Source organism: Candidatus Omnitrophota bacterium, from assembly GCA_016209275.1.
In the GTDB taxonomy this organism is placed as follows: Bacteria; Omnitrophota; Gorgyraeia; order Aquiviventales; family Aquiviventaceae; genus JACQWM01.
The window spans coordinates 19,253-31,106 of record JACQWM010000039.1; the positions used below are offsets into that span (position 1 = coordinate 19,253).

The 11,854-nt window shown below is 58.8% G+C and carries 16 protein-coding genes; 2 read left to right on the forward strand and 14 right to left on the reverse strand.

Going from position 1 to position 11,854, the window contains the following annotated elements:
• The first annotated feature begins 73 nt into the window (after positions 1 to 73).
• Positions 74 to 781 carry a hypothetical protein gene (locus HY737_05455; GenBank protein ID MBI4597829.1) on the forward strand — a complete coding sequence of 236 codons (708 nt, stop codon included), beginning with the start codon at positions 74 to 76 and terminating at the stop codon, positions 779 to 781.
• Positions 765 to 1,619 (forward strand): ABC transporter substrate-binding protein, encoded by an 855-nt coding sequence (locus HY737_05460; GenBank protein MBI4597830.1) that lies wholly within the window; start codon positions 765 to 767, stop codon positions 1,617 to 1,619. Before HY737_05455 ends, HY737_05460 begins: the two co-directional genes overlap by 17 nt.
• A 44-nt stretch (positions 1,620 to 1,663) precedes the next feature.
• Here HY737_05460 and def read toward each other — a convergent pair whose 3' ends face one another.
• The 14 genes from def to HY737_05530 form a co-directional block, all read right to left on the reverse strand.
• On the reverse strand, positions 1,664 to 2,167 hold the full coding sequence (def, locus tag HY737_05465; protein ID MBI4597831.1) for a peptide deformylase: 504 nt from the start codon (positions 2,165 to 2,167) through the stop codon (positions 1,664 to 1,666).
• Between the two features lie 4 nt (positions 2,168 to 2,171).
• Positions 2,172 to 2,717 (reverse strand): ACT domain-containing protein, encoded by a 546-nt coding sequence (locus tag HY737_05470; GenBank protein MBI4597832.1) that lies wholly within the window; start codon positions 2,715 to 2,717, stop codon positions 2,172 to 2,174.
• Between the two features lie 76 nt (positions 2,718 to 2,793).
• Positions 2,794 to 3,795, reverse strand: a complete 1,002-nt coding sequence (bioB, locus tag HY737_05475; protein MBI4597833.1) for a biotin synthase BioB — start codon at positions 3,793 to 3,795, stop codon at positions 2,794 to 2,796.
• An 18-nt stretch (positions 3,796 to 3,813) separates the two neighbouring features.
• A complete protein-coding gene (gene mqnC, locus HY737_05480; GenBank protein ID MBI4597834.1) occupies positions 3,814 to 4,947 on the reverse strand; it encodes a dehypoxanthine futalosine cyclase in 1,134 nt (377 codons plus the stop codon).
• Complete coding sequence (locus HY737_05485; GenBank protein ID MBI4597835.1) at positions 4,928 to 5,668, reverse strand: menaquinone biosynthesis protein; 741 nt, start codon at positions 5,666 to 5,668, stop codon at positions 4,928 to 4,930. The genes mqnC and HY737_05485 overlap by 20 nt, the downstream gene beginning before the upstream one ends.
• Positions 5,652 to 6,743 carry an aminofutalosine synthase MqnE gene (gene mqnE / locus HY737_05490; GenBank protein ID MBI4597836.1) on the reverse strand — a complete coding sequence of 364 codons (1,092 nt, stop codon included), beginning with the start codon at positions 6,741 to 6,743 and terminating at the stop codon, positions 5,652 to 5,654. Before mqnE ends, HY737_05485 begins: the two co-directional genes overlap by 17 nt.
• On the reverse strand, positions 6,719 to 8,467 hold the full coding sequence (locus HY737_05495) for a menaquinone biosynthesis decarboxylase (GenBank protein ID MBI4597837.1): 1,749 nt from the start codon (positions 8,465 to 8,467) through the stop codon (positions 6,719 to 6,721). The genes mqnE and HY737_05495 overlap by 25 nt, the downstream gene beginning before the upstream one ends.
• Before the next feature lie 26 nt (positions 8,468 to 8,493).
• The gene (locus tag HY737_05500) at positions 8,494 to 8,715 is read right to left on the reverse strand and encodes a type II toxin-antitoxin system Phd/YefM family antitoxin (protein ID MBI4597838.1); all 222 of its coding nucleotides are present in this window, start codon (positions 8,713 to 8,715) and stop codon (positions 8,494 to 8,496) included.
• A 26-nt stretch (positions 8,716 to 8,741) separates the two neighbouring features.
• Positions 8,742 to 9,293 carry a UbiX family flavin prenyltransferase gene (locus HY737_05505; GenBank protein MBI4597839.1) on the reverse strand — a complete coding sequence of 184 codons (552 nt, stop codon included), beginning with the start codon at positions 9,291 to 9,293 and terminating at the stop codon, positions 8,742 to 8,744.
• Positions 9,294 to 9,420: 127 nt separating this feature from the next.
• Positions 9,421 to 10,278 carry a UbiA family prenyltransferase gene (locus HY737_05510; GenBank protein MBI4597840.1) on the reverse strand — a complete coding sequence of 286 codons (858 nt, stop codon included), beginning with the start codon at positions 10,276 to 10,278 and terminating at the stop codon, positions 9,421 to 9,423.
• Between the two features lie 14 nt (positions 10,279 to 10,292).
• The gene (locus HY737_05515; GenBank protein ID MBI4597841.1) at positions 10,293 to 10,574 is read right to left on the reverse strand and encodes a hypothetical protein; all 282 of its coding nucleotides are present in this window, start codon (positions 10,572 to 10,574) and stop codon (positions 10,293 to 10,295) included.
• Between the two features lie 17 nt (positions 10,575 to 10,591).
• Positions 10,592 to 10,888 (reverse strand): hypothetical protein, encoded by a 297-nt coding sequence (locus HY737_05520; protein ID MBI4597842.1) that lies wholly within the window; start codon positions 10,886 to 10,888, stop codon positions 10,592 to 10,594.
• Positions 10,870 to 11,349, reverse strand: a complete 480-nt coding sequence (locus HY737_05525; protein MBI4597843.1) for a flavin reductase — start codon at positions 11,347 to 11,349, stop codon at positions 10,870 to 10,872. Before HY737_05525 ends, HY737_05520 begins: the two co-directional genes overlap by 19 nt.
• A partial coding sequence (locus HY737_05530) for a dienelactone hydrolase family protein (protein MBI4597844.1) occupies positions 11,350 to 11,854 on the reverse strand: 505 nt, incomplete at its 5' end. It abuts the gene before it with no gap.

An 11,854-nucleotide genomic window follows, 5' to 3' on the forward strand; every position in this document is an offset into this window, starting at 1 on the left:
AACAAACCTTTCTTTGGCCGTCAAGGTTTGATAGAATACCGCCCGAACGCGATGAATACTTTCCAATACCCTCATGCCAGCGATGAATTTCCGCGGGGTTCTCGAGCAGGTCGAGTCGCTTGCGCACAACGTGCGAAGCTTTCGCATCAAGCTTGTTGAGCCGCCGACAATTGAGTTTCAGGCCGGGCAGTTCGTGATTATCAACGTGCCCAAGAACGGCGCCGTGATCAAACGGGCCTATTCTATCGCCTCCCCGCCTCATGAGCCGGCCACCATCGAGCTGTGCATCCAGCATGTCGAGGCGGGCATCGCCTCCACCTATTTTTGGAATCTCAAGGGCGGCGAACCCATCTCGCTCTCCGGCCCGCACGGGAAATTCTTGCTGAAGGAGCCGTGGGATTATGAACCGGTGTTCATCGCCACCGGCACGGGTGTGGCTCCCCTGCGCGCGATGATCCGCCACCTGCTTTACAAAAATTTCCCCGGGGACATCTCGCTGTTTTTCGGGACGCGCTATGAGCATTCGCTGCTGTACGAATCGGAGTTCCGGCAATGGGCCAGTGCCCGGCGCAACTTTCATTATTATCCGACGGTGAGCCGCCCGAAAGACTGGCACGGCGAGGTCGGCCACGTGCAGCAGACGTTTCAGAAATATGTGAAAGATTCCACCAAGAAGGAACTGTATCTCTGCGGCTGGAGCGAAGTGATTAAGTCCGTCTGCCGAGATCTGGAAGGTTTCGGGGTTCCGAAGGATAAACTCCACTATGAAGAGTGGGCCTAGAACGATCCGAGTCGGGCATACGCCGGACATGGACGACGCGTTCATGTTCTATGGTGTTGGCGGCGGCCACATCCCCATGAATGGCCTACGCTTTGAGCACGTGATCGAAGACATCCAAACCCTCAACCAGCGAGCGCTGCGCGGCGAGCTCGACATGACCGCCATTTCCACGGCGAGCTACCCGTCGCTGGCGGACCAGTATTGGATCGTGTCGGTAGGATCGAGCGTGGCTCAAGGCTACGGGCCGTTGGTCGTCTCAAAGCATGGCTATACGCCGCAGGACCTTCAAGGCAAGCGCATCGCCATTCCCGGCCAACACACGACCGCGTACATGCTGCTGCGGCTGGCCGTGCAGAGTTTTGAGCCGGTCGATGTGCCCTTCCATCAAATTCCCCAGGCCGTGCTGGATGGGCTGGTGGATGCCGGGCTCGTCATCCATGAGTGGCAGCTGACTTACCATGACGCCGGGCTGCTGCCGATTCTTGATTTGGGGATCTGGTGGCAACAGCAGACAAAATTGCCGCTGCCCTTAGGATTAAACGCGGTGAAGAAATCCCTCAAACGAAACGTCGCGCAGCAGGCCACGACGATTCTGCGGGACAGCATCTTGTACGCCTTCGCGCATCAGGATGACGCGCTGGCGTATGCGATGCAATTCGGTCGGGGCACCGATCCAAATCGCTCGCGCCAATTCATCGGCATGTACGTCAACGAAGAGTCGCTCACACTCTCCAAACCCTGCCGAGCCGCCATGCGCGAACTGTTCGCCCGCGCCCACTCCGCCGGCCTGATTTCAACCATCCCCCGCCTCTCCGTCATCGAACCTCTTAAAAGCTGAGGCGATATCAGATATGAAATGGCCATTTCATATCTGATATCGAATTAAAGGTAGGTCTTGCGGCGAAATAAATCAGTCGTAAGATTTGCCACACGGTCGAGGAACAATTTCCCATCGAGATGGTCGACTTCGTGCTGGGCGACAATTGCTTCAAATCCTTCCAAACGCCATACCCGTGCAGCCCCTGTTTCATCCTGGGCCTTGACGCGCACCATCATCGCTCGTCGCACATTCGCTGTAAAATCTGGGACCGATAAGCAGCCTTCTCGCTGAATCGTGAATTTTTCGACGTGATCAATCCGCGGATTCACCAGCACGATCAGCCCATGGCCGCCCTGCCCTTTCGGGTGCGCTAAAATATCCATCACCGCCACGGCCAGATTGCTGCCTACCTGGGGTGCTGCTAACCCCACGCAATGCGGATAGTGCCGCATGGTCTGAACCATTGACTCAATCAGCTGCCGTACTTGATCGTCGATGCGCTCAACTAACCGTGTCGGTTGCTTCAGAATCGGATCAGGGAATCTCCTGATCGCCAGAACAGACATGAGGCTAGAGAACGTCGGGGGAGGAAGAACGAAGGCTGGTCTGGACACCGAGGGACTTGCCCAAGACCTTCAGGCGCCCTTCCAGCGCGGCTGATGAGACGCGAGGCGGCAGCTCTACTTCAAGCAGCAGCAAATACAGCGATGGGCCGTCTCCGGCGCTGCGATGGGTGTGCACATCCGTGATGTTCACACCGGCGCGGGCCAACGCGTCCGAGATCCGAAACACAATTCCCGGCTTGTCGGCTCCGTAGACCGAAATCAACTGCGTATTGCTGCGCTTCTTCGGCGTTCGCGTTTCTTGCGCGGTCAAGGGCTTTAGATGCACGGCGAGCTGAAGATTCCGCTGCAGCGGCGCAAAGGCCTTACGCAGCGCCGCCTCGCTGGTCTTGGCCTTGGTGGAGAAGATGAGCATGACGGCGAATTCGCTCTCCAGCCGCGTCATGGCTGAATCCTCCAGATTGCAGCCAAGCCGGTAGAGGATTTTCGCCACACCCGCGACGATCCCCGGTCGATCCTTCCCCAACGCCGTCACGATCCACCGTTGCGCCATCTCTCCTCCAAGTACGATATCAGATATCAAATGCCCGTTTCATATCTGATATCAAAAGGCGGTTTCATATCAGATATCAAACGACACTTTCATATCTGATATCGCTCGGCATTTCCAGTTCAAAGCCCATGTCTTCGATCATTTGGCGGGCTTGCTCGGCTTGCTGGCCCGGCGTCGTCAGATACCCTTCGACAAAAATCGAGTTCGCAGGATAGAGTGCGAGCGGCTGCAACGAACGCAGATTCACCTCGCGGCCGCCGGCCGCGCGGATTTCGCTCTTCGGATTGAGGAAGCGCACCAGGCACAGCACCTTCAAGCATTTCATCGGGGTCAGCAGCTTCAGCGTTTCCATCGGCGTGCCCTTGATCGGATGCAAAAAGTTGATCGGAATGGAATCCATGCCGATGAGTCGGCACGCAAACGCCATGTCGATGATGTCGTCGTCGGTTTCACCCATGCCGATGATGCCGCCGCTGCAGGTTAGCAGCCCAGCCTTCTGGACGTTTTTGATCGTCCGCACGCGATCTTCATAGGTGTGCGTGCCGCAAATTTCCGGATAAAATCGCTCGCTCGTATTGAGGTTGTGGTTGACCCAGCCGACGCCAGCGTCTTTCAGCCTGAGCGCCTGCTCCTCGGTCAGCAGGCCGAGGCAAACGCAAATTTCCATCGGAAACCGGTTGCGGATCTCGCGCGTCACCTCGCAGAAATGCTCGACTTCATCATCCGCTGGCCCGCGGCCGCTCGCGACCATGCAGTAGCGCTTCGCCCCTGACGACGCCGCGCGCTGCGCGCCTTCAAGGAGCTGCTCCTTAGACATCAACGGATATTTGTCGATCTTGGCCGAGGAGACCGAAGACTGCGAGCAGTAGTGGCAATCTTCTTCGCACAAGCCGCTGCGCGCATTTTGCAGCACGCAAATCTTCACTCGCTTGCCGAAGGTGGCCTTGCGCACTTCAAATGCCGCCGCCAGCAGCTGGGGTACTTCCTCGTCGGATAGGTCGAGAATAGCCCTCACCTCCTGGCGACTAACAGCCTCACCACTCAGCGAACGCTTAACAATATCTTCCCAGTCCAGCATCACAACCTCAAGGCGATATCAGATATCAAATGCCTGTTTGATATCTGATATCGGTTGGAAGACAGGTTCGAAGCGGCGGAGGATGTCGTAAAGGGTCGTGCGCTGGGCAGGGGTGAAGCCGGCATCACTGATGATGGTGATGATTTCATCGACGGCGGTCTTGTTGACGAAGCCGGTGGCCGCGTGGACGTTTTCCTCAAACAACGTGCCGCCGAAGTCATCCGCGCCAAAGTGCATCGCGATCTGGCCGGTTTTCTTGCCTTCGGAAAACCAGGAGGCTTGGATGTGCTGGAAATTGTCGAGATACAGCCGTGAAAACGCGATCATCCTCAAGTAGGCGGTCGGGCCGGCATGCTGCTTGATGTGCTTGATCAGCGGCGTATTGCCCGGCTTAAATGTCCACGGCACGAAGGCGGTGAAGCCGCTGGTTTCATCTTGCAGGGCCCGGATCTGCTCCAGATGCTCCAGGATGTCCTCATCTTCTTCAATGTGGCCAAACATCATCGTCGCGGTCGATGTGAATCCGAGCTGATGCGCCTGGCGGTGCACCGTCAGCCAGGCGTCTGCCCCGCCCTTCTTCGGTGCGAGCCGTCGGCGAATCCGATCAGAGAGAATCTCGGCTCCGCCGCCGGGGAGAGTGAACTGCCCGGCCTCTTTGAGCTTCTCGAGGACTTCGCGAATCGTCAGACTAGACACTTGAGCCATATTCGTAATTTCAGAGGCGCTGAAAAAGTGGGGGGTGATCTGCGGAAATCTGCGTCTGGTTTCACGAATCAGCGCAAGGTAGTACTCAAGCGGAATCTGCGTATGATGCCCGCCCTGCAGCAGCACGGTCGTGGCCCCCAGATCCGCCGCCTTCTGGACTTTCTCCATCACCTGCTCAATGGTCAGCGTGTAGCCTTCCGCATGGCCTGGCTTGCGGTAGAACGCGCAGAAGACGCAGTCGGTAATGCAGACATTAGTGTAGTTCGGGTTGGAGTCGATGACGAAGGTGACCACCGGCTCAGGATTGTGACGGAAGCGCGCGATGTTGGCCAGATGGGCCAGCTCCATCAAATCCCCGTGCTGCCACAGCCACAGCCCTTCTTCGCGGGTCAGGCGCGCGCCGGACAGAATTTTTTGCTCAATCGACTCAGAGCAGATGATGCTCATCAACTAAACTCCGGAATCGCGCGATGCCTTCTTCCTCGGGTTGGCTCAACCGATAAATGAAGCCGGACAGATACGCCTGAAGCTCGGCGGCTGGGATGCCCAGCGTTTTCTCATGCTCTTGGGCGATGACGTTGAGCTCTCGGCTGTTGACGCCGAGCGCGCGGGAGAGGGCCAGCTCCAGCGATTTTTTCTCCTCGGCGGCAGCATCCTTGCGGATGGCCCACACCGCAAACGTAAACGGCAGATGCTGCCAGAGCCACCATTCAAAGGCAAGATCAATTTCATACGGATACATGGTGTTCGTCTGCTGAATCTTCAGCGCCTGATCGCCGATGAGCAACAGCGCCTCAGCGTCTGGGGGCTGTCCTTTGGTATACGCCTTTGGCGCCAGCTTGTAGCGCTGCTCCAGCAGCAGACGCAGCAGCACCGCAGAGGTGGATGTCTCCTCGGTGACGGCAATCGTGGCACCCTCAAGCTGCCGGATGGGCCGCCGGGAAAAGAGCATCACGCTGCGCACACGACCGCGAACGGCAATGCCGAAGGGACCGACGCGCTGCAATTGATCTTCAAGTCGAAAATAGTCGACGACCGGCAGCAGGCCGGCCGAGATGGTGCCGGCGGCCGCCTTGGCTCCGAGCTCGCGCGGCACCGACGCCAAAAGTCCGTGCCCTTCCCCCAACGCGAGCCCTCGAAAAAAGGGCGCGCTATTGAGATACGGCACTGTCGCTATGGTCGTAGACGTTGAGGGTGTTGTAGAGGGCATCTCGCTCAACCGGAACGCATCCGGCCTCCCGAATCATGTCGACTAAATGGCCGCGCGTAACACTCACCGGAGAAGCCGCATCGGCCGCATGCATGATCTTCTCTTCGCCGATTGTTCCGTCAATGTCATCAGCGCCCGCGTGGAGTGCTACCGACGCAATCTCCTCCCCCATCGTGACCCAGTAGGCCTTGATGTGGGGAAAATTATCGAGCAGCAGCCGTGAAATCGCGATCGTCTTCAGATCTTCGATCGCCGAGGCTTGGCGCACCACCAGCCGCGTGTTGCCGGTTTGATACGCCAGCGGAATAAAGCTCATAAACCCATTCGTCTCATCCTGGAGCGCCCGCAGCTTGAGCATGTGATCCACGCGCTCTTCATGCGTTTCCATGTGACCGTAGAGCAGGGTTGAATTTGTGGGAATGCCGAGCCGATGCGCGGTTTTATGAATCTCTAGCCAACGAGAGGCTCCGATCTTAAAGGGAAACAGCGCCTTGCGGACTCGCTCAGAGAAGACTTCAGCGCCGCCGCCAGGCAATGCGGCAAGGCCCACCTCCTTAAATTGCAGCAGCACTTGCTCGATGGTGAGCCGGAATTTTTTCGAGAAGTAGTCGATCTCGACCGCGGTCCACGCCTTGATCTGGATCTGGGGGAAATTCGATTTGATCGCTTGGAACATTTCAATGTAGTAGTCCCACGTCCAGTCAGGATGCAGCCCCCCGACGATGTGGACTTCGCGCAGCTCGCTGTTGCAGCGGCTGATAATTTCTTCAATCGTCATCTCATAGGCGTTGGGCCGGCCCCGCTTGGTGGCGAAGTCGCAGAATTTGCAGGAAAGCACGCAGATGTTGGACGGATTGATCTGCCGATTGACGACGAAGTGGGCGCGATCACTCCAACGCGCGCGCTTGACCTGATCAGCCAGGCGGCAGAGCCGGATGATATCGCCGGTGGCAAACAACTCAAGCGCATCATCGCGCGTGAGGCGCTCGTTGTTCTGAACTTTTTGCGTTACGCGGTCCAATATTGATGCCATTTTGAGTCGACGAGTTTCACGATGCGAGGATCCATTTCAATGGTCTCAGGATAGCCCTGCTTAAACGTGGCGTCGATGCCTAAGCAGCCGCGGTGCACCGGCCAGGCCCCATGCAGCTCACTCTTTGCAAAGATGATGTCGCGCGCCGGATCAAACCGCGTGAAGATCCCCCAGAGAAAACTCTCCGGGTCGTCCAGATTCACGTCCGGGCTGACCGCGGCGATCAGTTTCACTCCGGCCAGCGGTAGGGCGCCGACGAGCCGATCGATCACCTCGCGCCCCGTCCCTTCGACCTGCACGATCAACAGCGCCTCTTCCAGCAGACGCGCGCGTGTGATCTTGGGGTGAAGTGACTTGGCCTGGGCGTCGGTGATCGACACCGCGTTCGGGACTGTAGGCTCCCCGCCCTGGGTCGCATCGATCACCATCTTGCTGCCCAGATTGAGGGTGAAGCTGGTGAAATCCAGCGTATCAAATGGGACCCCGGGAAGCAAGAGGAAGTCCTTCGACGGATCGAAGTGCCGACGAATCGCCCGCAGCACGGCAGCAAAATCCCGCGCATCCACATCCGCATCTACCAGCACGATGCATTTGGTCAGCGCCATCTGCCCGGTGCCGAGCAAACCCAACGCCGCCTTCACCCCTTCCTTGCCGAATCGCTGCTGCACCGATGCCACCGCCAGGCTATGGAAGCCGGCTTCGTAGTAGGACCAGAGATCTTTGATCTCCGGGTGGATGAGTTTGACCATCGGCAGCATGATTTCCTGGACCGCGTTGCCGATATATTTATCTTCTTGAGGAGGTTTGCCCACGACCGCAGCAAGATAGATTGGATTGGCCCGGTGCGTCACCGATTGCACCCACATCACCGGGCATGGCTTGGGATGCGAGTAGTGGCCGAAGTGGTCGCCGAAGGGGCCCTCATCCATCCGCTCATCCGGCGGCACGAGTCCCTCGAGCACGATCTCGGCATCGGATGGAGCGACGGTTGTGCCGGTTTTTCCAAGGACGATCGGCACGCGCTTGCCGCTCAAAAATCCCGCGAAGGCGATTTCATCAACACCTTCAGGCAGCGGGGCCACGGCGGCGATATAGAGGATGGGATCCGTCCCGATGCTGATCGACACCGACAGCGCCTTGCCCTGCTGCTCAGCCTTCCAATAGTGGAAGCCGCCGCCTTTTTGGATCTGCCAGTGCATCAGCACTTGATCCGGTGCCACCACTTGCATGCGGTAGACGCCCAGGTTGCGCACGTCGGTGTCAGGGTCGTGCGTCAAGACCAAGCCGCAGGTCAGAAATCGGCCGGCATCTTTGGGCCAGCATTTCAGCGCCGGAAGCCGAGTCAGATCCGGAGCTTCTTCGATCTGCTGGCACACCGCTGTGTTGACTTTTTTCGGGGGCATAGCCAGCACGCGCCCGACGGTGCGCCATTCTTTGAGTAACGCCTTTGGCCGCGGCGGCATCGCAATCTCGATCAAGCGCTTGATTTCTGCCGCGACTTGCTGCGGATGCCGACCCAGGGCGAGCTCGATGCGCTTATCTGAGCCGAGGATGTTGATCGCCAGCGGAATGGCCGAGCCCTTCATCCGCTGAAACAAGAGTGCTGGCCCTTGCTCCTTGACCACCCGTGCGGCAATTTCGGTGATCTCAAGCTCCGGGTCCACCTCGACCCGAACGCGCTTGAGCTCCCCGTGCTGCTCCAGCAGCGTTAGAAAGGTTTGCAAGCCACTCATTCGGTGGGAAATGCGGCTTACGAACGAAGCTTCTTGCGATATTTCAACTGCGCAGCCCGGAGCGACTTCAAGAATGATGGACTCTTGAGAATCATGTCTTCGATATCAGCCTCAGTTAACGGCATGAGCGCCGCTTTCGGCTTGCCATGATTCAGGATAATGACCCATCCTCGCTTGGTCAGCCGATTGACAACTTTCGCGGTATTGAGCTTTAGGTCTTGGATCGTCAAAAACTCCATCTTCTACCTCCTCGTTGATGCATCGATTACTCAAGCGCTTCTGATCTCCAGGCGAGGGAAGCTTCAAACCCAAGGAGGCTGAGGAGCTTGTCGTTGAATTGGGCGGTCATCTCCTCAATCGACTGCGGCTTGTGGTAAAACGGCGGCGAGATCGGCATGATGATCGCACCTGCCTGCGAGAGTTTGGCGGCCTGCTCTAGATGAATCGTTGAGAGCGGGGTCTCGCGCACGCAAACGATCAACCTGCGCCGCTCTTTGAGCGCGACATGGGCGATGCGTGTTAGCAGCGTATCGGCGATGCCGCAGGCGATTTTGGCCATCGTCGAGACTGAGCACGGATGAATCACCAGCGCATCAAACGGATTCGAGCCGGATGAAAAGGGGGCGGCTAAATCGTCGTCGGAGAAGCTCTTCTTCACATGCTCAGCCAGATGATGCTCGGTCAGCCCGGTTTCTTCCTTCAGCACGTATCGGCCCCACTTCGTCAGAATGAGATACTTCTCCGCCGGACAGCGTCTGAGGAAATCCACCCCAACCGCCGCCCCCGACGCCCCTGTCATGCCCACAATGATCCTCATAGAAATTCCCCCCTGAAGCGTCGACCATCATGGTCGACGCGGCCGCGTGATCCGCATCCCGCGGCATTTCCTCGCCAGCGCGGATTGTGCCGGCTCGGTCAGAATGCCGAGCGCGGCGGGCGCTCGGCTACCACCATGAGCGTGAGCCAGACCAGACCATGCCGAAGACGAGAAATCCGATGAGCCCGTTCAGTTTAAAAAACGCGAACTCGGGGTTGCGGTCGGCGATGGCGTGCTGCCAGATGAACGCCACCCCAATCGCCAGCAGCCACCAGAGCGACGCCCCCGTATGCAGCTGCCCGCGCCAAAGACTCGCCAACGCCACAAACGCCCAGATGTGCAGCACAAGCGCCGTCTGCAGAGCTTTGGCCTTGCCGAGGCGAGCCGGCAGCGCGTGCAACCCCTCGGCGCGGTCAAACGCCTCATCCATCGTCGCATAGATGATGTCGAAGCCGGCCACCCAGAGCACGGCAAAGAGCCACAGCCACGAGACTTCGCCGATCCCCTGCAGAGATTTTGACGCGGCAAGCCATCCGGCCACCGGCGCGGTCGACCAGGCCAGGCCCAAACCGACGTGCGCTAGCGACGTGAACCGCTTCAGGTGCGGATAGACCGCGAAAAGCAGGACGGGGATCGGCGAGAGCCACAGGCAGATCGGCGCAATGAGTGCCGCGCAGATAAGGTAGAGGACCCCGGCACCCACCACCAGCCCCCAGGCTTCGTTGCGCGTCATCACCCCGCGCGGCAGCTCGCGGTGCCGGGTTCGGGGATTGCGCGCGTCAATCTCCGCGTCGATCAGCCGGTTCATCCCCATGCCCATGGCGCGCGCGCCGACGGCCGCCAACAGCGCGAGCACCGTCGTCAACGCATCCGGCCAATGGCGCAGCCGCAGCAGTGCTCCGGCAAAAATCAGCGGCAGCGAAAACATCGCATGCTCGAGCTTGACGAAGCTGGCATACGTTTGCAGTTTCGTGGAGGTCATCATCAGCTAGAAGTGAATTAGAACAGAAACGGCAGTACGAAGGGGGCGGCGGCCTGCGCGAGGGGAATCACGCCGCTGACAATATCCATCGCCCCCCCGGCGACCAGGGTCACGGTGTTAATGGTGCCGCTGACCGCGCCGACGACGGTGCCCAGGACCGGCGGGCCGCTGAAGGTCCCCTGGATGATGCCCATCGGCAGAGCGAAGACGCCTGCGACGACCTCGGCGAGCCCTCGAACGATATTGGCATCCGCCGACGGCGTTCCCAGACACCACTGCATGGCCACAACGCCGATCACCAAAACGCTAATCCGAGTCAGTCTGTTGATTTGATCCCCCATGGGTCGAATGCAGCCGCCATCTCGACAACGCCAGCCACCGTGGTCTGGATGGCGCGGGATGTTCCTGCGAGCACCCCGACGATGGGGCCGATGATAACCGGCTCATTTGCCGTGGCTTCAATGACGGTTTTTGGCAGTTCAAAGAGCACGCCGCCAACAACCTTGCTTAAACCATGGATCATGCTCGGCTCTTCGTGCGCCGCCTGCGCGGCTGTGGCGATCGTCACGAGCGACGCCACTATCAGGGCAAGGTTTACCCTCCGTAATGCCATCCGGTATCCATCAGCGTGAGGGCCGGCTCATCTTTGGCGACACCGGCTTCCACCACTTCCCCGATCACGACGGCGTGGTCGCCGGCCTCATTGGCAATTTCGCGGACTTCGCATTCCACATAGGCGATCGCCTCGTCTAAAATCGGCGCCCCAGTCTTGCCGAAGCGATGCTTCACGTCGTTGAGTTTCTCACCGACGACCGTCGCCGGCTTGACGAAATGCTCGGCCACGGATTTTTGGTCTTTCCCAAGCAGGTTCACGGAAAACACACGGCCCTGCCGGATCATCTCAAAGGAATGGGAGTCTTTCTTAATGCCCAGCGCGACGAGCGGCGGCGTAAAGGAGACTTGCGTGAACCAGGTGCCAGTGAAGGCGTTGACGTGCGAGCCGTTCTTGACTCCAACAATGTAGACACCATGCGGGATTTTGCGTAGCGCTATTTTTTTCGCCTGAAGATCCATTTATCGCACATGCTGTGCCAAAAACGCCAGCGTCTTCTGCCAGGCGCGGTTGGCAGCGTCCTTATTGTACACCTCCGGGTGCCTCTCGTTGAAAAAACCATGCTGGCAGCCGGGATAGCGCACAATTTCGCACGGCCGCTGAGCCGCGGCGAGCCCATCGCGCAACTGCTCTACGTCCCGCGCGGGAATCCACCCATCCTGCTCCGCCCAGTGGTACAGCAGAGGGCACAGCACGTATTTGAAGCTCTCCGGCGGAGGAATTTTTCCGTAGAACATGACCGCGGCTTTGAGATCAGAATTATGGCAGGCCTGGGTCAGGGCGAATGTGCCGCCCATGGAAAATCCCACGATGCCGATGCGGTGGCTATCGACGGTGGGGCGGCGCTTCAGGCTCTGTGCGACGGCATTCAGATCCCGCAGCACCCATTGGGAAGACACCGCCCCCATGAGCGCGGCGGCTTCAGCAGGATCGGTGGTCGCCGTGGATCCTTGCCGCGCATACAAC

Excerpts from the sequence above, each read along its gene's own strand:
- HY737_05510 (MBI4597840.1), bottom strand. The coding sequence starts at position 10,278 with ATGATGACCTCCACGAAACTGCAAACGTATGCCAGCTTCGTCAAGCTC.
- HY737_05460 (MBI4597830.1), top strand. The coding sequence starts at position 765 with ATGAAGAGTGGGCCTAGAACGATCCGAGTCGGGCATACGCCGGACATG.
- bioB (MBI4597833.1), bottom strand. The coding sequence starts at position 3,795 with ATGCTGGACTGGGAAGATATTGTTAAGCGTTCGCTGAGTGGTGAGGCT.
- HY737_05455 (MBI4597829.1), top strand. The coding sequence starts at position 74 with ATGCCAGCGATGAATTTCCGCGGGGTTCTCGAGCAGGTCGAGTCGCTT.
- def (MBI4597831.1), bottom strand. The coding sequence starts at position 2,167 with ATGTCTGTTCTGGCGATCAGGAGATTCCCTGATCCGATTCTGAAGCAA.
- mqnE (MBI4597836.1), bottom strand. The coding sequence starts at position 6,743 with ATGGCATCAATATTGGACCGCGTAACGCAAAAAGTTCAGAACAACGAG.
- HY737_05525 (MBI4597843.1), bottom strand. The coding sequence starts at position 11,349 with ATGGATCTTCAGGCGAAAAAAATAGCGCTACGCAAAATCCCGCATGGT.
- HY737_05520 (MBI4597842.1), bottom strand. The coding sequence starts at position 10,888 with ATGGCATTACGGAGGGTAAACCTTGCCCTGATAGTGGCGTCGCTCGTG.
- mqnC (MBI4597834.1), bottom strand. The coding sequence starts at position 4,947 with ATGAGCATCATCTGCTCTGAGTCGATTGAGCAAAAAATTCTGTCCGGC.
- HY737_05500 (MBI4597838.1), bottom strand. The coding sequence starts at position 8,715 with ATGGAGTTTTTGACGATCCAAGACCTAAAGCTCAATACCGCGAAAGTT.
- HY737_05505 (MBI4597839.1), bottom strand. The coding sequence starts at position 9,293 with ATGAGGATCATTGTGGGCATGACAGGGGCGTCGGGGGCGGCGGTTGGG.
- HY737_05470 (MBI4597832.1), bottom strand. The coding sequence starts at position 2,717 with ATGGCGCAACGGTGGATCGTGACGGCGTTGGGGAAGGATCGACCGGGG.